Origin of the sequence: Paraburkholderia sp. SOS3 (assembly GCF_001922345.1) — a bacterium.
Lineage (GTDB): Bacteria > Pseudomonadota > Gammaproteobacteria > Burkholderiales > Burkholderiaceae > Paraburkholderia.
The window spans coordinates 3,316,893-3,339,100 of sequence record NZ_CP018811.1; the positions used below are offsets into that span (position 1 = coordinate 3,316,893).

At 64.6% G+C, this 22,208-nt stretch carries 16 protein-coding genes and 1 tRNA gene; 9 read left to right on the top strand and 8 right to left on the bottom strand.

All coding sequences use genetic code 11. The annotated features are described in order from the left end of the window. Positions 1–124: 124 nt before the first annotated feature. Positions 125–1,390, bottom strand: coding sequence for a YbfB/YjiJ family MFS transporter (locus BTO02_RS14790; RefSeq protein WP_075157674.1), 1,266 nt, complete (start codon positions 1,388–1,390; stop codon positions 125–127). Positions 1,391–1,581: 191 nt separating this feature from the next. Here BTO02_RS14790 and BTO02_RS14795 point away from each other — a divergent pair, with 191 nt between their 5' ends. Both BTO02_RS14795 and BTO02_RS14800 read left to right on the top strand, forming a co-directional pair. Further along, positions 1,582–2,511, top strand: coding sequence for a LysR substrate-binding domain-containing protein (locus tag BTO02_RS14795; RefSeq protein ID WP_075157675.1), 930 nt, complete (start codon positions 1,582–1,584; stop codon positions 2,509–2,511). A gap of 47 nt (positions 2,512–2,558) precedes the next feature. Then, positions 2,559–3,899 (top strand): Fic family protein, encoded by a 1,341-nt coding sequence (locus BTO02_RS14800; protein WP_075157676.1) that lies wholly within the window; start codon positions 2,559–2,561, stop codon positions 3,897–3,899. A 167-nt stretch (positions 3,900–4,066) separates the two neighbouring features. Here BTO02_RS14800 and alaS read toward each other — a convergent pair whose 3' ends face one another. Continuing rightward, positions 4,067–6,691: an alanine--tRNA ligase gene (alaS, locus tag BTO02_RS14805; protein WP_075157677.1), complete on the bottom strand. Its 2,625-nt coding sequence runs from the start codon at positions 6,689–6,691 to the stop codon at positions 4,067–4,069. 429 nt (positions 6,692–7,120) lie between these two features. Between alaS and BTO02_RS14810 the strand changes: the two genes are divergently transcribed. Further along, positions 7,121–8,341 carry a CaiB/BaiF CoA transferase family protein gene (locus BTO02_RS14810; RefSeq protein ID WP_075157678.1) on the top strand — a complete coding sequence of 407 codons (1,221 nt, stop codon included), beginning with the start codon at positions 7,121–7,123 and terminating at the stop codon, positions 8,339–8,341. A gap of 172 nt (positions 8,342–8,513) precedes the next feature. Here the strand turns inward: BTO02_RS14810 and BTO02_RS14815 are convergent, their stop codons facing one another. Further along, complete coding sequence (locus BTO02_RS14815; protein ID WP_075157679.1) at positions 8,514–9,077, bottom strand: RBBP9/YdeN family alpha/beta hydrolase; 564 nt, start codon at positions 9,075–9,077, stop codon at positions 8,514–8,516. A 62-nt stretch (positions 9,078–9,139) separates the two neighbouring features. Beyond that, positions 9,140–11,299, bottom strand: coding sequence for a gamma-glutamyltransferase family protein (locus BTO02_RS35130; protein WP_232243539.1), 2,160 nt, complete (start codon positions 11,297–11,299; stop codon positions 9,140–9,142). A gap of 912 nt (positions 11,300–12,211) precedes the next feature. Here BTO02_RS35130 and BTO02_RS14835 point away from each other — a divergent pair. Beyond that, positions 12,212–13,945, top strand: coding sequence for a glutamine--tRNA ligase/YqeY domain fusion protein (locus BTO02_RS14835; protein WP_075157681.1), 1,734 nt, complete (start codon positions 12,212–12,214; stop codon positions 13,943–13,945). Positions 13,946–14,066: 121 nt separating this feature from the next. Next, complete coding sequence (locus BTO02_RS14840; protein WP_083615131.1) at positions 14,067–15,071, top strand: transporter substrate-binding domain-containing protein; 1,005 nt, start codon at positions 14,067–14,069, stop codon at positions 15,069–15,071. 62 nt (positions 15,072–15,133) lie between these two features. Here BTO02_RS14840 and BTO02_RS14845 read toward each other — a convergent pair whose 3' ends face one another. Further along, positions 15,134–15,583: an NUDIX hydrolase gene (locus tag BTO02_RS14845; RefSeq protein ID WP_075157682.1), complete on the bottom strand. Its 450-nt coding sequence runs from the start codon at positions 15,581–15,583 to the stop codon at positions 15,134–15,136. Then, positions 15,580–15,999, bottom strand: a complete 420-nt coding sequence (locus BTO02_RS14850) for a hypothetical protein (protein WP_075157683.1) — start codon at positions 15,997–15,999, stop codon at positions 15,580–15,582. Before BTO02_RS14850 ends, BTO02_RS14845 begins: the two co-directional genes overlap by 4 nt. A 610-nt stretch (positions 16,000–16,609) precedes the next feature. Between BTO02_RS14850 and BTO02_RS14855 the strand changes: the two genes are divergently transcribed. Beyond that, positions 16,610–17,374, top strand: coding sequence for a hydroxypyruvate isomerase family protein (locus BTO02_RS14855; RefSeq protein ID WP_075157684.1), 765 nt, complete (start codon positions 16,610–16,612; stop codon positions 17,372–17,374). A gap of 65 nt (positions 17,375–17,439) precedes the next feature. On the opposite strand, the gene BTO02_RS14860 is transcribed toward BTO02_RS14855, so the two are convergent. Next, positions 17,440–17,516 (bottom strand) — tRNA-Arg (locus BTO02_RS14860). Positions 17,517–17,712: 196 nt separating this feature from the next. After that, positions 17,713–18,546: an undecaprenyl-diphosphate phosphatase gene (locus BTO02_RS14865; protein ID WP_075157685.1), complete on the bottom strand. Its 834-nt coding sequence runs from the start codon at positions 18,544–18,546 to the stop codon at positions 17,713–17,715. Between the two features lie 718 nt (positions 18,547–19,264). On the opposite strand from BTO02_RS14865, the gene BTO02_RS14870 reads away from it, so the two are divergent. The 3 genes from BTO02_RS14870 to BTO02_RS14880 all read left to right on the top strand — a co-directional run bounded on the left by BTO02_RS14870 (position 19,265) and on the right by BTO02_RS14880 (position 21,703). Then, positions 19,265–20,173, top strand: a complete 909-nt coding sequence (locus BTO02_RS14870; protein WP_075157686.1) for an aldose epimerase family protein — start codon at positions 19,265–19,267, stop codon at positions 20,171–20,173. A gap of 252 nt (positions 20,174–20,425) precedes the next feature. Further along, positions 20,426–21,148 (top strand): peptidoglycan DD-metalloendopeptidase family protein, encoded by a 723-nt coding sequence (locus tag BTO02_RS14875; protein WP_075158887.1) that lies wholly within the window; start codon positions 20,426–20,428, stop codon positions 21,146–21,148. Between the two features lie 231 nt (positions 21,149–21,379). Next, positions 21,380–21,703: a hypothetical protein gene (locus BTO02_RS14880; RefSeq protein WP_075157687.1), complete on the top strand. Its 324-nt coding sequence runs from the start codon at positions 21,380–21,382 to the stop codon at positions 21,701–21,703. The last annotated feature ends 505 nt before the right edge of the window (positions 21,704–22,208 follow it).

Below are 22,208 nucleotides of genomic sequence, written 5' to 3' on the forward strand. Positions count from 1 at the left end.
GCGCGGTATGAAGTAGGGAAGCCGACATTCTAGTGCGCGGGCGGGGATCTGTTTGGAGACGATGAAAACGCGGGATGCGCAGATGGGGCGCGATTTTGCGCCCGCCGCTTGTGCCCTCGCACGCTCACCTCGGTCTTGCGAGGCTCACCGCGACCAGACCGGCCGCGCCGGCAAGCAGCGCGCCGGCCGCGAGCCACAAGGCGATCGTGAACGAGCCCGTACGCGCGGCGATCGGTGCGGCGATCAGCGGCCCGACGATCTGGCCCAGACCGTAGGCGGCCGTCGCATACCCCATGAGCCCGGCCGCATCGTTGCCGTGCAGTCGCCGCGCCTCGCGCATCGCGAACAGCGTGATCGCGGTGAACGGCAAGCCGATCAGCACGCTGCCGAACGCAAAACCACCCGCGCTCGGCCAGACGATGCCCGATGCGATGCCGAGCGCCTGCAACACATAGCAGGCGGCGAGCAGCGTCCGGTTGTCCCAGTGCGCGGGCAGGCGCGCCCCGGTGAGCGCGCCTGCCATCAGCGCGACGCCGAACATCGGCCAGAACAGATCGGGCCACGCAGAACCCGGCAACGCGGCGCGCGCGATAACGGGCAGGAAGGTCGCGGTGATGATGTAGCCGAATCCCGGGATGCCGTAGAGGATGACGAGCCACCAGGCGTCGGCGCGATGCGCTCTGCGCGCCATCGCGGCGGCGGTGCTTTCGTTTTCGGGTGACGGTGGGCTCGTGCGGGCGGCGCCGTGATCGTCGGTCTTCGATGCCGGCGCTGCCCGTGCCGTTGAATGAGCGGCGCGGTCACGAGGAGCGAACACACGCCACACGAGCGCGGTCAGGACCGCGGACACGATGCCGAAGCCGATCCACCCTGCCGTCGCGCCATACCCGCCCGCGACGCTGACGAACAACCCGGTCCCGACGATACCGAAACCCGGGCCCGTATAGATGAGTCCGCCCCACGCGCTTTCGCCCAGTTCGGCGAGCCGGCGCAGCCCCCATTGCGACGCGAACACGAAGGTCCACGCACTCGCGATTCCTGCGACAAACCGCACGGCACACCACAGCGCGAGGCCGTCGACGATGCCCATCGCCAGCACCAGCAGCGCGGTCGCGCCAAGCCCGCAGCGCACGACACGCGCCGCATCGACGCGCAACGCCGCGCAGCTGAGCGCGCCGATGAAATAGCCGGCGTAGTTCGCCGACGCAAGCCAGCCGCCCTGCCTGATATCGAGCACGCCGCTTTTGAGCATCAGCGGCAGCAGCGGCGTGAACGCGAAGCGGCCGACACCGAGCGCGACCGCGAGCGTGACCATGCACGCGAACGCCGCACGCCGGGCCGCGGCGGGCCCGGCGCGCAGGTCGAGCGCAGCGCGTGTCAGGTCGTTCATAGGCTGAAGACGGGGGAAGCGGCGTTCACGGTGTCCGCGAGCGTTCGGACGTTCCGGTGCCGGCATGCTCGGGTGCGCGGACGTCCGCACCGAGAGCAACCGATAAACGACATCTTAATTGACCTTCCTGATCCCAAAAAATGAATTATATTGATCCAAACCATCACCTGAAGAGAACGGCTGGAGAACTCATGGACCTCGCCGCATTGACGATCTTTCGCGCCGTGGTACGCGAAAACGGTGTGACGCGCGCGGCTGCAAAGCTGAACCGCGTGCAGTCGAACGTGACCACGCGCATCAAGCAACTCGAAGAGCAGCTCGGCACCGACCTTTTCATCCGCGACGGCCGGCGGCTCGTGCTGACGCCGGCCGGCGAAACGCTGCTGCCCTACGCGGAGCGTCTGCTCGCGCTCGCCGACGAAGCGCGCCACGCGGTGCGCGAGAATCGGCCGAGCGGACGATTGCGTCTAGGCACGATGGAAAGCGTAGCCGCCACGCGGATGCCGGAACTGCTCGCCAGGTATCACCAGACCTGGCCCGACGTGTCGCTCGAACTCGAAACGGGCACGACCGGACGGCTGATCGAACGCGTGCGCGAGTTCGAAGTGGATGCCGCACTGGTCGCGACGCCGCTCGACATCGCCGCATCGCTTGGCGAACAGTTCGACGTCGTGCCGGTGTTTCGCGAGGAACTGGTGATGCTGACGCCGCGCGAACACCCGCCGATCGGACATGCGCGCGATATCGCGTTGTCGACGTTGATCGCATTCGAACGCGGTTGCGCCTATCGCAGCTATGTCGAGAAGTGGTACCACGAACACGGCATGCAGCCGACCCGCGTGCTCGAACTGGGCTCGTATCATGCGATCGTCGCATGCGTCGCCGCGGGCGCGGGCGTAGCCGTCGCGCCGCGTTCGGTGCTGGAACTGCAGCCCGAGATGAGCAACATCGCCGTTCACTCGCTCGGCGATCTGGGAACGATCGACACGCTGCTCGTCTGGCGGCGCGGGCATTTTTCGTCCGCGCTCAACGCGTTGCGGGACATGCTGCTCGAGCGGAGCAACCTGAAGGCGCAGAAGGCTGGGGCGGCCGATGAGAACGGGGCGTTGGAAGCCGCTTAGACGTTTTTTCTTATCAAATCCGCTCCGATCTTATCAACGGAGCGGTTTTGCCGAACACCACGCTTCTCACCGACATTCTGGCGTACGTCGAAAGCGTGCAAACCGACGCTTCTCCGGCGGAGATTACCGACCGCGTCGGCATGTCCCGGCCGACGGTCAACCGCGCGCTGGCGAAGCTGGTCGCAGACGGCCGCCTCGTGATGTCGGGCTCGGGCCGCTCCACCCGTTATCGGCTGCCATCCCGCGCAGAGTCGATCCAGCGACCGGTGCAGACAGTCGCGCGAGCCCTGCAATGGAGCCCGCAGAGCCAGACGCTCATCGCCACGCTCCCGGCGCCGCTTGGAGAGCGTACTCCGGTCGCGTACCAGCGAGCGTTCGTCGATGCCTACGAGCCGAATGTCTCGAGCTTGCTGCCCTCGGCACTTGCCGAGGAGTTGCATGCCGCGGGCCGCCTCCACGGACAGCAGCCTGCGGGCACCTATTTACGCAAGGTTCTCGAGCAGCTTCTTATCGATCTGTCGTGGCACTCTTCACGTCTCGAAGGCAACCGCAAGAGCTTGCTCGACACACGCGAGCTTTTCGAACGGGGTCGATCGGCACATGACGATCCCGACGCCACGATGCTTCTGAACCATAAGGAAGCGATCGAGTTTCTCGCGGACGCCGTTCCGACCGACGGGATGATCGTCCCCATTGTCCGTAACCTGCAAAGCGTGCTTAAGCAGGGCTTGCTCCACGACGACACGGACCTGGGCGCCATACGGCACAAAATTGTTCATATCCAGGATTCTGTCTATCTGCCTGCCCAGATGCCGTCCCTGCTCGAGGAGATGCTGGAGATCATCGTCGGGAAAGCACGCAGGACGCAAAATCCAGTCGAAGCGGCCTTCTTCCTGTGGGTCAACCTTGCTTATTTGCAGCCATTCGTGGACGGCAACAAGCGCACCAGCCGTCTTGCCGCCAATATGCCGCTTCTGCTCGCGAACTGCGCGCCGCTGTCATTCCTCGACGTGACCCAAGCCGATTATGCGGAGGCGATGCTCGGCGTCTACGAGCAAACCAGCGCCGCAATGGCGGTGGACCTATTCGCGTGGACCTATAGACGGTCAATCGCGAAATATCGGGTAATCGAACAGGCGATGGGGGTGCAGGACCCGCTGCGGGTTCGTCTGCGCGAAAAGCTCAATGACGCCATCCAGCAGATCGTCTATCACGGCAACACGCTGGCTTCGACGCTTGCAAGCCTGAGCCTCGAGCCTGACGACGTGAGCCCCTTCAAAACGATGCTTGAACACGAGCTGAAGATATTGGCCGTTCATAACTGCGCCCGCTACCGGCTGCCGCTCAGGAAGACGCGGGAGTGGATCGATGCGGGCCGCCCCTGCTGAACGGCCCCATGACCTCCGGCACAAGCGGCTGAAGCGAAAACCCAAAAGTTGGACACGAAAGTCGGACACCAATGGGCGACGAGTCGACAAGCAGTGAGTCAACAAGCGAGTGGCGACTTTACGCGCGTAAAGTCGCGTGAGGCTAGCGCATCACAACTAACTGCGCTTTACAGCTGGGCTTCGACCCAACCCTTGACACCCGCCAGCGCTGCCGGCAAGTTGGCCGGCTCGGTGCCGCCGGCCTGAGCCATGTCCGGACGGCCACCGCCCTTGCCGCCAACCTGCTGCGCGACGAAGTTGACGAGCTCGCCCGCCTTCACTTTCCTGCTCGCCTCCGACGTCACGCCCGCGATCAGGCTGACCTTGCCGCCCTCGACCGACGCGAGCACGATCGCCGCGCTCTTCAGCTTGTCCTTGAGCTTGTCGACCGTTTCGCGCAGCGTCTTCACGTCCGCGCCTTCGAGCGTCGCGGCCAGCACGTGCACGCCGCCCACTTCGATCGCCTGCCCGGCCAGTTCGTCGCCCTGACTCGATGCGAGCTTCGACTTCAGTGCGCCTAGTTCCTTTTCGAGCGACTTCACCTGGTCCTGCACCTGTGCAATGCGTTGCGCGAGCTCCGACGGCTGCGCTTTTAGCGCCCCTGCGGCCGCATTGATGCGTGCGTCGAGTTCCTGCACATAGCGCACGGCGTTGTCGCCGGTAATCGCCTCGACCCGGCGGATGCCGGCCGCGACTCCGCCTTCCATCACGATCTTGAAGAGCCCGATATCGCCGGTGCGCTGCACGTGCGTGCCGCCGCACAGCTCGCGCGAGAAACCGAGATCGAGCACACGCACTTCGTCGCCGTATTTTTCGCCGAAGAGGGCCATCGCGCCGCCCTTCACCGCTTCGTCGAACGGCATCACGCGGATGACGCCCGGCGCGTTCGCGAGCACCTCCGCATTGACGATCGTTTCGACGCGGCGGATTTCGTCGTCCGTCATCGGCGCGTTGTGCGCGAAGTCGAAGCGCGTCTTGTCGGCATCGACGAGCGAACCCTTCTGCTGCACGTGGCCGCCGAGCACTTCGCGCAGCGCCTTGTGCATCAGGTGCGTTGCCGAGTGGTTGCGCGCGGTGCGCGCGCGCCGGATCGCGTCGATTTCCGCCTTCACCACGTCGCCCACCTTGAGCGTGCCCTGTTCGAGCTCGCCGTGATGACCGATCACGTCTGCCTGCACCTTCTGCGTGTCGCCGACGGCGAAGCGCACGCTTGCGTTCGCCAGCAGGCCCTGGTCGCCGATCTGGCCGCCCGATTCCGCGTAGAACGGCGTGTGATCGAGCACGACCACTGCCTGCTGTCCCTTCGCGACTTCGTTGACCGACACGCCGTCGACATACAGCGCGATGACCTTCGCGTCGTCGAACACGATCTCTTCGTAGCCGTGGAACGTGGTCTTCGCACCCGAGTATTCGAGACCCTGCGCCATCTTGAACTTGCCGGCCGCGCGGGCCTGCTCGCGCTGTCGCGCCATCGCTTCGTCGAATGCCGGTTCGTCGACCGTGACGCCGCGTTCACGGCACACGTCCGCGGTCAGATCGAGCGGGAAGCCATACGTGTCGTGCAACTTGAACGCGAGCTCGCCGTCGAGCGTTTTAACCGATTTCGAGTTCAGATCGGCCAGCGCGTTCTCGAGAATCGACATGCCGTGTTCGATCGTCTCGAAGAAACGCTCTTCTTCCTGACGCAGCACGTCTGTCACGCGCGTTTCGGCTTCCTTGAGCTCCGGATAGGCGCCGCCCATCTGCGCGACGAGGTCCGCCACGAGCTTATGGAAGAACGCGCCCTTGCGGCCGAGCTTGTAGCCGTGGCGGATTGCGCGCCGCACGATGCGGCGCAGCACGTAGCCACGGCCCTCGTTGCCCGGAATCACGCCATCGACGATCAGGAACGAGCATGCGCGAATATGGTCTGCAATGACTTTCAGCGAGTTGTTCGTGAGGTCGGCAACGCCGGTTTCGCGCCCCGCGGCCGAGATCAGCGCCTGGAACAGATCGATTTCGTAGTTGCTGTGCACGTGCTGCAGCACGGCTGCAATCCGCTCGAGGCCCATGCCGGTATCGACGCAGGGCTTCGGCAGCGGCGTCATGTTGCCCTGCGCGTCGCGGTTGAACTGCATGAACACGAGATTCCAGATCTCGATGTAGCGATCGCCGTCTTCTTCGGGCGATCCCGGCGGGCCACCCCAGACGTCCGGGCCGTGGTCGTAGAAAATTTCCGAGCACGGGCCGCACGGACCGGTATCGGCCATTTGCCAGAAGTTGTCCGACGCATAGCGCGCGCCCTTGTTGTCGCCGATGCGGATGATGCGTTCGGTCGGCACGCCGATGTCGTTCGCCCAGATGCCGTACGCTTCGTCGTCTTCCTGGTAGACGGTGACCCACAGCTTGTCTTTCGGCAACTGGTAGACGGTGGTGAGCAGCTCCCACGCGTAGTGGATCGCGTCGCGCTTGAAATAGTCGCCGAACGAGAAGTTGCCGAGCATCTCGAAGAACGTATGGTGACGCGCGGTGTATCCGACGTTCTCGAGGTCGTTGTGCTTGCCACCCGCGCGTACGCTGCGCTGCGCCGTCGTGGCGCGCGAGTACGGACGCTTTTCGGCGCCGAGGAACACGTCCTTGAACTGAACCATGCCCGAGTTCGTGAAGAGCAGCGTCGGGTCGTTGCCCGGCACGAGGCTCGACGAACGGACGATCGTGTGGCCCTTCGATTCGAAGAACTTGAGGAATTTCTCGCGGATTTCGGCGGCTTTCATAACGTGCTGGGGACGGGTTCCGGGCATGGTTCCGACGCCTTGTTCAAGGTTTGTCGGCGTCGTGAATCGGGGGTTTCCTGAACCGCCGATTATACGGGATCGGCGAGCGCACGCGACGGCGCATCGCCCGCCGCGCGCGGCGCTGGCCGAACGGCCAGGGCAATCGGCCGCAAGTCGCGCCTGGCGCGGCCTGCACTCGCGTATCCGTAGCCGGCGTCACGGTAGTAAAGCGCGCCGGTAACCGGCGACCCGGTGGTCTGCGCGCTTCGCGCGGCGCCGCGTCGGTATGTGCGTTTTACCTATGCCGTTTGGCCGAATAGGCCCGCGCGCCGCGATCGCTTAAGATGCGTGACGTCGCTGGAATCCGCTTGCAATTCTGAAGGGGCGCGCCGCCGCGCCGCTCGCATGTCGAGGAGACATTAACCGAACATGGGCGCTCTCAGCCATATCCGCGTGCTGGACCTCAGCCGCGTGCTTGCCGGTCCGTGGTGCGGACAAACGCTCGCCGATTTCGGCGCCGACGTGATCAAGATCGAGCGTCCCGGCGCCGGCGACGATACGCGCCATTGGGGCCCGCCGTACCTGAAGTCGCCCGACGGCGCCGATACGCGCGAGGCAGCGTATTACCTCGCGGCAAACCGCAACAAGCGGTCGGTCACGGTCGATATCGCTACGGCCGAAGGCCAGCGCATCGTGCGCGAGCTTGCTGCGACGTGCGACGTCGTGCTGGAAAACTACAAGGTCGGGCAGCTCAAGCGCTACGGCCTCGACTATGAATCGCTGCGCGCGGTGAAACCGGACCTGATCTACTGCTCCGTGACGGGCTTCGGGCAAACCGGTCCGTACGCGCAGCGCGCCGGCTACGACTTCATCGTGCAGGGCCTCGGCGGTTTCATGAGCATCACCGGCGAGCGCGACGGCGAACCCGGCGGCGGCCCGCAAAAGGCCGGCGTCGCGATCGCCGACCTGATGACGGGCATGTATGCGACGGTCGCCGTGCTCACCGCGCTAGCGCATCGCGATCGCACCGGCGCCGGGCAGTACATCGACATGGCGCTGCTCGACGTGCAGGTCGCGATGCTCGCCAACATGAACTCGAATTTCCTTGCGAGCGGTACGCCGCCCGCGCGCTGGGGCAACGCGCACCCGAACATCGTTCCATATCAGACGTTCCAGACGAGCGACGGATGGATCATCGTCGCGGTCGGCAACGACGGGCAGTTCCGCAAGTTCGTCGAAGCCGGCGGGCATGCAGCGCTTGCCGACGACGAGCGCTTCGCGACCAATCCGGCGCGCGTGCGCAACCGCGAAACGCTGGTGCCGCTGCTTGCCGCGATGGTGCGCGAACGCAGCAAGCGAGCATGGATCGATGCGCTCGAAGCTGCGCAGGTGCCGTGCGGGCCGATCAACGATCTGCGCGAGGTGTTCGATAACGAACAGGTGATCGCGCGCGGCATGCAGGTGGACCTGCCGCATCCGTCGGGCGGCACGGTGAAGCTCGTGCGCAATCCGATCAGGATGACGGAAACGCCGCCGCAAGCGGCCGCGCATCCGCCCACTCTGGGCGAGCACACCGAGGAGGTGCTGCGCAGCGTGCTCGGCTACGACGATGCACGGATCGCCGCATTGCGCGCGCAACAGGTGGTGTAACCGGCGGTGCGACTTTCCGGAGGGCTGACTTCGTGCAGGCGACCGATTGCCCGCGCAGGTGCCGGTCGCGGCTCCGGCGCTGATGCCGAGGCTGATGCCGACACTGATACCGAGGCTGAAACCGATGCCGATGCGCCCTTGAGGCAACCAGGTTCAGCGATCGGCGTCGCGTTCAGGCAAACGACTTGAGCCAACCCAACCCGTCCTGCCAGTCGCCAAGGCCGCTATCCGCGTTGATATGACCGCGTGCGCCGATGCTGATCCAGCGGCTGCCCCACGCGGCCGCGCACGTGTGTGAGAACGGCACGCCACCGTAGGGGTCGTCGGTGCTGGCAACGACGATGGTCGGAAACGGCAGGCGTTCGTCGGGAACGGGCGTAAAGCCGTTCGCGGTGGCGGGAAACGCGCGGCCCGCCGGATCCGGCACGGCCACGAGCAGCGCGCCGGCCACCTTGTCGCGCTGCGCGGGCGCGGCATAGCGGGTCGCCCACCACGCAACAGTGAGGCAGCCGAGGCTGTGCGCGGCAAACACGACCGGTGCGCCTTCCGCCGTTACCGCGGTCACGGCGGCGTCGAGCGCGTGACACCAGTCGTCGCGCACCGGATGCTCCCAGTCGGGCATGCGCACCCTCGAGAACGACGCGTGCGCAGCCTCCCAGCGGGTTTGCCAATGCCCGGGGCCGGAGTCCAGATACCCCGGCAGCACCAGTACGTTGGGTTCTTTTTGCAACGCCATCACGTCATCCCCGTTTGTCGTTCAAGGTGTCCGATCGACACCCCACTGCTGCGGATTGCCTGCTAAGGAAACACGCGCGCAACACCCGCGCCGCGCGGGTCCGCTGCCGGCTGCGGCGTCGTGCCGTCGATCCTGATCATCTGCACGTCGCCGTTGAAGTCCTGTCCTTCCGGCGTGTAACCAAGCCGTTGCAGCTGCTGCGCGAGATCGCCGGCAATCGGGTGGTACGGCTCCCAGTAAATCGCCTTCGGCGGCAATGCCTGATGATGAAAGCGCATCGCGGCCAGCGCGTTCGTCGGCGGCATGCCAAAGTCGTACAGATCGGTCATCACCTGGAAGATCGTCGTAAAAATGCGCGAGCCGCCCGGCGTGCCGATGACCAGCACGACCTTGCCGTCCTTCAGCAAGATCGTCGGCGTCATCGACGACGCGGGCCTGCGGCCCGGCGCGATCGTGTTCGCCTCGTCCATGCCCGCGCCGGGCTTCGCGACAAAATCGTCCATCGCGTCGTTGAGCAGGAACCCGCCGCCGTCGACGACGACGCCGGAACCGAACGAACCGTTCAGCGTGTACGTGTTCGACACTGCGTTGCCCCATTTGTCGACGACTGAATAATGCGTCGTCTGAGGCTTCTCGGTCGGCGGCGCGTCGCCCGAAGCGGCGTTGTTCGACGCCGCGGCGCCGTCAGGCTGCGCCGGCGCAGCGGGCCTCGCTTGAACCGGTTGCGGCTGAGGCGCGTTTGCCTGCGGTGCGCCCGGTGCGCTCGCAGCGAGCGCATTCGTTGGCCCGGCATTCGCCTGCCCGCCACCCGGCTGACTCGCGTTCCGCTGCCCTGCGCCAGACGCAGCAGCGCCCGGCTGATTGGTATTCGGCTGACCAGCGTTTGCCGGTCCGGCGCCGGGCTGCCCTGCACCCGCCTGCCCCGCGTCTCGCTGCGTCGCGTTCGACTGCCCCGGGGCTTGCGGCACGGCGAGTTGCGCTGCGGCGGCCGCCTGACTCGCACCCGCCGGCCCCGCGCCGGCCGGCGCCGCAGCGCTGGCCTGCACCGCGCTCGCAGCCGCGCCGCTAGCCTGTTGCGCCGCCTGCTGCGCTTGCTCCTGCTCCGCCTTTTCCTGAGCCGCCTTTTCCTGAGCCGCCTTTTCCTGTTCCGCTTTCTCGCGCGCGGCCTTTTCCTGTTCCGCCTTCTCCCGCGCCGCCTTCTGCTGCGCCCACAGATCCTTCACCTCGCCCGCACGCTGCGCCAGGTACGCATCGTCGGTGAGCTTGCCGACCGGCACCGGCACCGCGTCCGGATCGGCCGCGTACTTCGTGCGATCCGCGAACACGCGGTCTTCCATTTGCGCAATCAGCTCGATGTACGGCGCGGAGTTCAGCTCGAGCCCGGCGAACTGCGGCTTCAGATCCGCCTTCATCTTCAGCAGCTGGATCAATGCGATGCCGCCCGAGCTCGGCGGCGGCGCCGTCACGATCCGGTAGCCGTTCCAGTCCGCCGCGAGCGGGTCGCGCCAGACCGCCTTGTACTGCCCCAGATCGGCCTTTGAAATCATTCCGTGGCCGTACATCTGCTTCTCGATCAGATCGGCGGTCTGCCCTTCGTAGAATTCGCGGCCACCGTCGTCGGCGATCCGTCCGAGCGTCTGGGCGAGCTCCGGCTGCCGAAACGTCGCACCCGCCTTCAAACCCGCAAAGTACACGTTGAAGTTCGTCTTGCCCGCGAATTTCGCGGCCGCATCGTCGCGGCGCTTCTGCAACGACGCGTCGACGACGAAGCCATCGCTCGCGTAGTGGATGGCCGGCGCAAGCACCTGCTTCCACTTCAGTTTGCCGAAGCGCTTCTGCGCGTCCCACAGGCCTTCGACGGTGCCTGGCACGCCCGCCGCCCGGAAACCGATCGAACTCATGTTCTTGACGACGTTGCCCTTGTCGTCGATATACATATCGCGCGTCGCCCGCTGCGGCGCCTGCGCGCTGTAGTCGAGAAAGTACGGCTTGCCGTCGACCTGCAGTGTCATGAATCCGCCGCCGCCGAGGTTGCCCGCGTCGGGACGCGTAACGGCGAGCGTAAACGCGATCGCGACCGCCGCGTCGACCGCGTTGCCGCCTTCCGCGAAAATCTGCTGCGCGGTGTCCGCGCTATAGCGATCGGGTGTCGCGACCGCCGATGCGTCGAACACGGTCCTGGCGGCCGCGGTCTTTGCGCCGGCAGGCATCGCGCCGAGCATGAGCGCGCCCAGCAGCGCCGCGAGCGCGACCGCATGCAAGGTCTCGCGAGCGGGTTTGCGGCCGGCTGTGTCGATGTCGGCCCTATTGCCTGAAAAGGCGTGACGCGCAAACCGCGCATCGAGCGTCGTAGGAGGCATGCAGGGAACTCCGGAAAAAATGAGTGCCGGCTGGATGCCGGCAAAGCGAACACGGGAAGTGTTGCACACCGCGCCGGGTGGATGGTCCGTCGGCCCATTGACGCAATGGCACAGGAGCGAGAAGCCCTCGACGCAGAACGCAGCCGAACGCCTGGTCGGCGAAGTCGATCGCGCATGCGTGCGCCGGCGAGTCCGGTCGCGCGACGCTGCGCGCGTGGTTGCGCGTATTCGTTCACCGGCGAATCCGCTCGCGCATCCCGTTCGCGCATCTGCCCGCGCCTGTTTCGAACCATCTGTTCGTGCGCATTGTCCGCGCCGCTATTCGGGTCCGCCGTTGTTCGCGTCGCCACTCGCGCCGCTTTCCGCGCCGATTTCCGCGCCGTTTTTCGCTTTGCGACCCGCGAAGATAGCGTGCCGTGCGAAACATCCGAACCGCCACAGCGAAGCACCGGCGAACCTGGCGAAGCGCAAACATCGCGCCCCGCGCAGCCCGGACGATCGTTTGGCGCCCAGAACCCACTTCGCCGTTGGCGGCATGCTACCGGCGCCGGCGCTCGCGGTCCAAACCGATTTACGTCCTGTTACAGCGCCTTTCGGATCGCCTCGAACCCGGGCGCCCACCCCGTCTCGTACCGCGCCTCCGTGCACCGCCGCGCTACGTGCCGCGTGCGCCGGACCGCGGCCGCGTCAAAGCGCTGTACCTCGCAATGCCGTCAGGTAGAATTGTCGGATTAGAGGGAGCAGCGCGCGCCCTCGTCACCTTCTCCCATTCGCATGAGTACAGACCGCAAGCACAGCGAGCACGGCGACGCATCCGCCGCCGCGCCCGCCGCCAACTTCATCCGCAACATCATCGACGACGACAATCGCTCGGGCAAATGGGCCCAGCGCGTCGAAACGCGCTTCCCGCCCGAGCCGAACGGCTATCTGCATATCGGCCACGCCAAGAGTATCTGTCTGAACTTCGGCATCGCGCGCAGCTATGGCGGCGTGTGCCACCTGCGCTTCGACGATACGAACCCGGAAAAGGAAAGCTTCGAGTACGTCGAATCGATTATCGACGCGGTGAAATGGCTCGGCTTCGAATGGAAGAAAGATGAAAAAGAGCACCTGTACTACGCAAGCGACTATTACGACAAGCTCTACGCGTTCGCCGAACTGCTGATCGAACGCGGCAAGGCCTACGTGGATAGCCAGTCGGCCGAAGCCATGCGCGCGAATCGCGGCTCGGCCACCGAGCCCGGCACGCCGTCGCCGTATCGCAACCGCTCCGTCGAAGAGAACCTCGACCTGTTTCGCCGCATGAAGGCCGGCGAGTTCAAGGAAGGCGAGCACGTGCTGCGCGCGAAGATCGACATGGCGTCGCCGAACTTCAATATGCGCGATCCGGTGCTGTACCGCATCCGCTTCGCGCATCACTACCGTACCGGCGACACCTGGTGCGTGTACCCGATGTACGACTACACGCACTGCATTTCAGACGCGCTCGAGAACATCACGCATTCGCTGTGCACGCTCGAATTCGAAGACCATCGGCCGCTCTACGACTGGATTCTCGACGAACTCGCCGCAGCCGGCGTCTTCACGCGGCCGCTGCCGCAGCAAATCGAATTCTCGCGTTTGAATCTCACGTACGCGATCACGAGCAAGCGCAAACTGCTGCAACTCGTAACCGAAGGCCACGTCGACGGCTGGGACGATCCGCGCATGCCGACCGTCGTCGGTTTGCGGCGGCGCGGGTTCACGCCCGAATCGATCCAGTTGCTGTGCGATCGCATCGGTGTCACGAAGGTCGACTCGTGGATCGACATGAGCGTGTTCGAGGGCGCGCTGCGCGACGATCTCGACGACAAGGCGCCGCGCGCGACCGCGGTGCTCGATCCGCTCAAGCTCATCATCGACAACTACCCCGAAGGCACGACCGAGGAATGCAGCGCGCCCGTGCATCCGCATCATCCGGAGCGCGGCACGCGCACGTTTCCGTTCTCGCGCGAGCTGTGGATCGAGCGTGAAGATTTCAACGAAACGCCGCCGAAGGGCTATTTCCGGTTGTTTCCAGGCAACAAGGTACGCCTCAAGTACGGCTACGTCGTCGAATGCACGGGCGCCGACAAGGACGAAAACGGCAACATCGTCGCGGTGCACTGCAACTACTTTCCCGATAGCCGCTCGGGTACCGAAGGCGCGAACAGCTACAAGGTGAAGGGCACGATTCACTGGCTCAGCGCGGCCGGCGCATGTCCCGCGGAGGTGCGTCTCTACGACCGCCTTTTCAAGGAAGCGCAGCCCGACGCGGGCGGCCGCGATTTCCTCGAGGCGCTCAATCCGGATTCGAAGCGAATCGCGCAAGCCTACGTCGAACCCGGCGCACGCGAGGCGGCGCCGGAGCAACGCTATCAGTTCGAGCGCCATGGCTACTTCGTCGCCGATCGTTACGACACGAAGCCGGGCAAACCCGTATTCAACCGCATCGTCAGTCTGCGCGACAGTTGGGGCAAGCCGGCGTAACGCAGACAAGCGGTTTATCGCGGGTTTATCGCGGGTTTATCGCGGGTTGATCACCGATAACAACGGTCCTTCGAAGGAGACAGAGAGGCCGGAAGAAACGCCGGCCCGGGGGAAACGATTGATGAACGCTGTTGTACGTCGAGACTCGCGTGTCGCACTTGCCGCGATCGCATTGCCTGTTGTCGAGAACTTCGTCAGGTTCGTGAAGTTCGCGACCTTTACCGCATCGATCGCGACATGCGCGGCTGCGTACGCATCCGCACCGGATGCCGCCTCGGCCGTATCGGGGCCGCGTTCGGAAGAACTCAGCGGCACGCTCAAAAAGATTCGCGACGAAGGCGTTGTCGTGCTGGGCGTGCGCGAAGCGTCGATTCCATTTTCGTACTCGGACGGCGGCCGCACGGTCGGCTATTCGCAGACAATCGCGCTCGCCGTTGTCGACCAGATTCGCAAGACGCTGGGCCTGCCGAATCTGCGCGTGCGCGAAGTTTCGATTACGTCGGCCAACCGCTTCCTGATGCTCGTCAACAATCAGATCGACTTCGAGTGCGGCTCGACCACGCACACGCGCGATCGCGAAAACGTCGCCGCATTCTCGAACAGCTTCTTTCAGTACGCGGTGCGAATGCTCGCCCGCAAGAACTCGGGTATCACCGACTTCGCCGACCTCGCGGGCAAGCCGGTCGTCACGACTGCGGGCACGTCCGACGAGCGGCTCGTGCGGCAACTGAACAGCGAGAAGCAGTTGAACATGCGCATCGCGAGCGTGAAGGACCACTCTGACGCATTCGCCGCCGTCAAGTCGGACCGCGCGGTCGCATTCGTGATGGACGAGCCGATTCTGTACGGCTTCCGCGCGAGCGACCCGCGCCCCGACGACTTCATCGTGACCGGCACGCCGCTTGGCTACGAGACCTATGCATGCATGTTCCGCAAGGGCGACGAGCCGTTTCGCGACCTCGTCAACGGCGTGATCTCGCAGATGCAGACATCGGGTGAAGCGGAGCGGCTCTACAACGTGTGGTTCACGCAGCCGATCCCGCCGCACGGAATCAACCTGAATTACCCGCTATCGCAGGAAATGCGCGCGTTGTTCGCGCATCCGAACGACAAGGCGCTGGACTGAGCGGTGAACTCTCGAACGGCACGCGCGAAGACCGCCGCCGCACCAGGGGCGGCGCAGCGTCGTTACAGCGACTGATGCAGTTCCGCAAGCGATAACGTCGTCTGAAACAGCCGTGTCAAACTTCGGCTTGCATACCGCTCGACTTCGTCGGGCCGGCACCAGCGGTATGCGTCCATCTCGGGAATCATCACGCCGTCCGAACGTCGCGGAAACAGCGACGTGCAGTTGCACGGCGTCAGGTCGAGTTCGTTCGGGCGCGCCCGCGCGGCAAACAGATGCAAGTCTTTATCGCGCCGGTAGACGAAGCGGCCAAGATCCTTGAGTCGCTCGACGCCGAGCGTGATGCCGGTCTCCTCCACCAGTTCGCGCAATGCCGTGACCGCGGGCGCTTCACCGGCTTCGCCGTGCCCTTTCGGAATATCCCAATGATTGGTGCCGGTCGCATGCGCGAGCAGCACGCGGCCATCGGGCGTGAGCAGCACGACGCCGCATGAAACGATGCGTTCGCTCAATGCTTCTTCTGCAGGATCCAGCGGCCGCTGTTGCCCTGACGGCAGTAGCGCGGCCCCAGATTCACCGACTGCCCTTTCGCGTTGAGCACCACGCGCACCGTACGGCAGGTGTTCGCGCCGTCTTTCGCGGTATCGACGGGCGTCAGTTGCGCATCGATTTTCACGCCGTTGCCGGTGCCCTCGTTATTCCACGTAGTCGATTCGCCGTCCGCCTTGTTGCTGAGCACCTTGTCCGCGGCCGAGCGCAGCGAATCGATATCGCGCTGCTTCATGTAGCTGATCGGCGTGTCGTTCAGAAAGCCGAGGTTCGCCGCGTGCGCGGCAAGCGAGCCCGCGACGAGCACAGCGCCGATCGTCAGACGGCTCAGCAAACGGGAATGACGCAGTTGACGTGAAGTCCGGTTTTGGATCGGCATTTTGCTTGGATCTCCGTGGGTGGTCGGGGCGGGTCAGCCTCGGCGAATTGGCCTCAGGAGGCCAAGGCCAATCGATCGGGCGGCCCGATGATCGGCGTGTCTCGATCTGGACCTGAAAAGAATAGCACGCGCGCGTGGCGGCCGATCTCACAAAGCGCGCGACATCGTGCTTCGCCGCGTGGCGCCACGGCGTCATCGACCGATGCGACTCCGCGCGCGTGGATTCGAAGGTGCGCGAGCCGTCGATCACCGTCCGTGAACGTATTGAGGGACGACGACCACGTCGTCGATTACCGGGTCGTCGATTACGGGCCGGTCGGGACGCGGGCTCGCGATCGAACGGAGGGTCGGCATGCGGTCGGCCCCGTGCCTTTTGGACTGGTCGCCAAACTGGCATTGACGCTGCACGGTGGGGCCTTTCTGTGCAATGATCGCGCGTCGCCGGACCAGCGCAAGCGGTTCTTCACCGGCTGCTGCGAACGCATGGCGCTCGACGGCGTCGGCATGTACCGCAGCGCGAGGCGAGGCAAGCCAATCGAGTCCGGGATCATCGGATTTCCGATGCCTGAGCCCCGGTTCCCACCCGTCACCGCAATCATGCTCACCGCCTATGTTCAAGTTCTCCGCCAATCTGTCGACGCTGTTCCAGGATCGCCCGCTCGCCGAACGTATCGCGGCCGCGCGCGCGACCGGCTTTCGCGCCGTCGAGATGTGGTTTCCGTATGACGTCCCGCCTGCCCGGTTGCGCGACACGCTGGACGAGCACGGCCTGCCGATGATCGGCATCAACACCGCGCCCGGCAATGCGAACGCTGGCGACTGGGGCCTCGCCGCCGATCCGCGCCGGCGCAGCGCATTTATCGAGTCGCTGCACGAAGCTTTCGAGTATGCGCAGGTGATCGGGTGTCCGAATGTTCATGTGATGGCGGGCATCGTCGACGCGTCGCTATCGCACGAAGCGGCGTGGGACGCGTATCAGGCGAATATCGACGAAGCGTGCGGCATGGCGGAACGACACGCGCTGACGGTGATGATCGAGCCGCTCAATGCCGTCGATCGCCCCACGTATCTTCTGACGAAACAGCAGCAGGCGATTGCATTGATCGAGACGCTCAAACGTCCGAATCTGAAGATCATGCTCGACCTGTTTCATGTGCAGCGCGGCGAAGGCAATCTGATCGAGCGGATGCTGGCGAGCCTGCCGTACGCAGCGCACATACAGATCGCGGATGTGCCCGGACGGCATGAGCCGGGGACCGGCGAAATCAACTTTCCGAAAGTGTTCGAGGCGCTGCAGTCCGCCGGTTGGACCGGATGGATCGGCGCCGAGTACTTTCCGGCAAATGGGACGGAAGCGGGCCTGGGGTGGATGTAGAGGGCGAGAGGGCGGCAAACGAGATGGCCGGCCGATTGCTATAAAGCGGACGGCCGCGAAGCGATTGGCGCGGCAGGAGGGACTCGAACCCCCGCCCCTCGGCTTAGAAGGCCGATGCTCTATCCAGCTGAGCTACTGCCGCACGAAAGAGCGGTGATGCTACACCAATGCACCGCTCATTTCATCTGTGACCGAACGCGGCCGGAGGAATTCTCCGCGAATTGATTCATTCGTCAGTTCGCCGCCTCGATGCTCGCCCATTGCGGGCGAGCCGGCATTCTACCCGAGCGCGAAGCCGCCGCGGTGTGCGCGGCGCGTTACATGGCGCCGCCCGACCGTCACGCCACCGGCTGTGGATGCGTGATAAACCAGCCGAGACACGCGAGCCCCGCGATCACGCAATAGACGCCAAACGACGCGAGCCGCCCGCGCCCTTCGAAATAGCGCATCAGAAAACGCACGCTCAGATAAGCGGCAATCGCGGTCAGCACGCCGCCGAGCGCCGCATCGCCAAGCTGCTCCGGCGCGTGAAAGAGCTTCGGCACCTCGAGCAAGCCCGCGGCGAAAATAATCGGCGTGCCGAGTAGAAACGCGAATTCGGCGGCTTTCTCCGCGGTGAGGCCCGCCGCATTGCCCGCGATCATCGTCAGTCCGCTGCGCGAGAAGCCCGGGATCAGCGCGCCGACCTGCGCGAGGCCGACGAAAAACGCCTGTTTGAACGTGAGTTTCTCGGGCGGACGATGCGCGCGCGAGCGCTGCAGACGGTCGCCCAACCACAGCAGGATGCCGTTGACGATCAATGCGATCGCCACGATACGCAAGTCGTGAAATACGCGTTCGAGCCGCTTCTCGAGCACGAGGCCGACGATGCCGGCCGGAATCGTGCCGATGATCAGCGCCCACATCATGTGACCGTCTTCGTTGCGCCGCCCGCCGAGCGACGCGAAGAAGCCGCCGATCAGCGCGATCCAGCGCTCGCGGAAATACCATAGCAGTGCAAATGCGGTACCCAGATGCAGCGCGACGAGGAACGGCAGCAATTGTGGCGCGTGCTTGTCGATGTGCATCCCGAACAATGCGGGTACAAGCAACGTATGACCAAGGCTGCTGACCGGAAAGAGTTCGGTGACGCCCTGCAGCACGCTCAGAAAAATCAGAAACGACAGGCTCACGCGGCGGTCCTCACGGAAGAGAAGGAATTGGGAGACAGCGCACCGGGCATGGATTTCCGGCGATCTGAAGGCGCGTCGATTATGCCTGGGCGACGCGAACCCGCCAAGCGCCCGGCGATTTTTTCACCAATTTTTTTCCGCAGTGCGGCGCACGTATGCGCAGTCTTTCCCTGGCGCGCGACGCTTGCGCCGCTCGCGCCGCGCACGAATCTTTCGGCCATGAAAGCAAAAAGGCCCGCCGTTCAAGGCGGGCCTGCACAGAGAGGACGCTCGGCCGGCTAACGCAACGCGTGTCCGGCTTCGCGGATCTCGACGCCCCGTTCTAGCGTGTCACTTTATGGAAAAAATAAATCGTACTGCCCGCGAACATCCCGAGCAGTGCCACGCCCATTGCCATTGCGAGATCCATAGCGCCTCCGAAAGCGATGAGCCCGATTTCCGGATCGGCTTAATCGGGCCTCGGTACAGATTATCGACGCGCGCGACTGTTCGACGACACTCGCAATTTCCCGATAAAGGGTTTCCCCGTAGCGCAAAGCGGCGCACAATCAGCGGCAACCCGCGGCAACCCGCGGCAACCTGCATCAACCCGCACCACCCTCAGGAACCCAAGCGGCCCCCGCCGTGGCGGCATCGCGCAGAGCACGTTCGCTGCACGCAGCGCCGCTTGCTGAGCTACGCTTGACGTTCGATCAACCGCTTTGACATCGCACCGACCATGCCTCAATTCCAGCAGCAGGACATCCTCGAGATCGCACAAGGCCCGTCGCGGCTGCGCTTTGCGCCACAAGCGGGCGGCCGGCTGCTGTCCTGGGACATCGACGGTAGCCCCGTCATTTTCTGGCCCGATCAGGCGGACTGGAGCCACCCCGCGAAAATTCGCGGCGGCAACCCGTTGCTGTTTCCGTTTCTCGGCCGCCATTTCGTCGATGGCCGCATCGGCGAATGGCGCGACCGGCAAGGCACGGTGCGCGCATTGCCGATGCACGGCTTCGCGCGCGACCTCGCCTTCGACGCGGCACTCGACGAAGCGCGCGCAACGGTGCGCATGACGCTCACCGACAGCGAAGCGACACGCACCGGCTACCCGTTCGGCTTCCGCTTCGAAGCGACGTATCGGCTTATCGATACGCATACGCTCGACGTCGAACTGACTACGTCGAACACCGGCGAGACCGCCCTGCCGTACTACGCGGGCCATCACTTCTACTTTGCGCTGCCGCACACGCAGCGCAACGAGACGGTGCTCGAGTTGCCGTGCACCGAAACGCGCTATCAGCTGCCGGACGGCACGCTTGCGGCGCCCGAGCCCGGCGAGCCGAGCTACCGGCTCGACGAAGACCGCATCCTCGATCGCTTCCACTGCCTGAAGGGCGCTTCCGCGCATCCGGTGCGTCTGGTTCAGCTCGGACTCAATCGCAGCATCACCATCGATCTGCAGCGGCCGGGGTCGGTGCCCTGGTTCGCCGTCACGACCTGGACCGAGAAGCCGGAGTCGGACTTTTACTGCGTCGAGCCATGGCTCGGCCTGCCCGATGCCATTCACAACGAAGAAGGCTTGCGCTGGCTCGAGCCCGGTGAGGCAGAAACCGCGGCGCTGCGTATCGCGGTGGGCTCGTTGCCGTAATGCAGGCGTTCGTTCCTCGGCATTCACTGAACTGAGCCGCATCGAACCGCTCCGAAGCGACCGGGGCGTATGCGCGCGGCGGACGAAACCTCCGCGCGCGGCGCCGATTTTTCCGTGCTGCGATGCAAAACCGTTAGAATCGGACGTTTTCTTTTCGCCGCGCGTTCGTACGACATAAGCGCGCCGACCCTTCCGGCATTCATGCAACCCGGCACGGTCGGTCACCGCGCGGCGGCGGTTTTGCGAGGTCCAATGTTGACAACAAGAATGAGACGGCTCGCCTGCGCACCACTGGTTGCAACGGTAGTCGCAGTGCTGGCCGCATGTGGCTCGGCTCCGGTCGGGCCGGGGTTTTACCGCGTCGAACGGGGCGACACGCTGACGAAGATCGCGCGCGATAACCGGCAGTCGGTGTCGAGCATCGCGCGCTGGAACAATCTGTCGAATCCGGATGCGATCGAAGTGGGCCAGGTGCTGCGCGTCGCACCGCCGGCCGGCGCCGCGTCGGCGTCGGCGACGACGTCGACCGCAAGCGCACGCAGCCGGAGCAACGCCGCCGCGCCGAATGGCGCAGCAGCCGAAGCGCCTGTGAACGTCGCCAACGCGCCGCCGATTTCGCTCGTATGGCCTGCGGCCGGCACCGTGATCCGCCGCTTCGACGGCAAGAACTCGAAGGGCATCGATATCGCGGATACCGCCGGCACGCCGGTCGTCGCGGCCGCGTCCGGCACCGTCGTCTATGCGGGCAACGGTCTGCGCGGATATGGCAATCTGCTGATCATCAAGCACAACGCCGACTACCTGACCGCGTATGCGCACAATCGATCGCTGCTCGTGAAGGAAGGACAGGCCGTGCAGCAAGGCCAGAAAATCGCGGAAATGGGCGATACCGACAACGACCGCGTGATGCTGCATTTCGAGCTCCGTTACGATGGCCGCTCGATCGACCCGTCGCGTTCGTTGCCTCCGCGCTGACGGCATCGGTCTGCATTGCGCGTCACGCTTCAAGGCATCGCGCAAACGTTCGCGCACGAGACGCACGCCTATGCGACGCGTGCTTTGTCGTGTTGTAGGACGCGCCGTCGTGAGCGCGTCGTTCGCAACCCGGCGTCGGGAACCCGGCACTGCGCAGCAGGCTCCATTGCAAAGGACATGGCAGATACGGCACGCGCCGTATCGACACCAGGACAACAGCGAGGAATGTAAATGAAAACCGTATTGGCAGCGGCGCGCGCGATGGCAGCGGGCCTTTCGATCTCTGTCGCGGCGGCGCTGGCCGGCTGCGCGAGCTCGACGACGATGACTTATCTGCCGAGCGGCGATACCGGCTTCGCGATCAACTGCAGCGGCAGCGACGCGAGTTCGAACTGGGGCGAATGCTATCAACGGGCAGGCGAAGTGTGCGGTGCGTATGGCTATGAAGTGATCTCGAAGGACGTCGACAACGGCGCGACCTCGGGCGGATCGCTTGGCGGCATCTTGGGCGCAAACGTCAAGAATCGTTCGATGGTGATTCGCTGCAAGCAGTAAGGTCCTGGACAACGCTGGGCGAGCATGCTTTTACGACCATGCGGCCATGCCGCGAGCCCTTCGTAAAGCCCGTTTTTTCAAAGAATGCATGCGTGCGCAACCAAAAAAAGGCCCGGCGCGAGGCCGGGCTAACGGGGGTTCGGCGCATATCGGCAAAGGACCGGTTTACCATGCGCCGAAACGAAATCTAGCAACGCCCCTATAGGCGTGCAATCGATTAATTGATCGAAATATGTGAGTCGGCGCACGGATCGAAAGCCGGATAGGCGTCACCGCGCTCGCTTTGGAAACCGAATCAACTCACATTGCATCGCCGCGCATTTGTTCATCGGAATGCTCTTTGCTTGAAAACCCGCATGAAATGGGCATCTCGATTCGTATGCGTCATGCAGGAGCGGTTCGAAGCGTTCGACGCCGGCCTCGGTTATACGCAATTTCCGTCACGAAACCGACATGCTCGATTTGGTACGCGAGCGCACCCAGCCGTTGTTTTTGTTTCGACTGA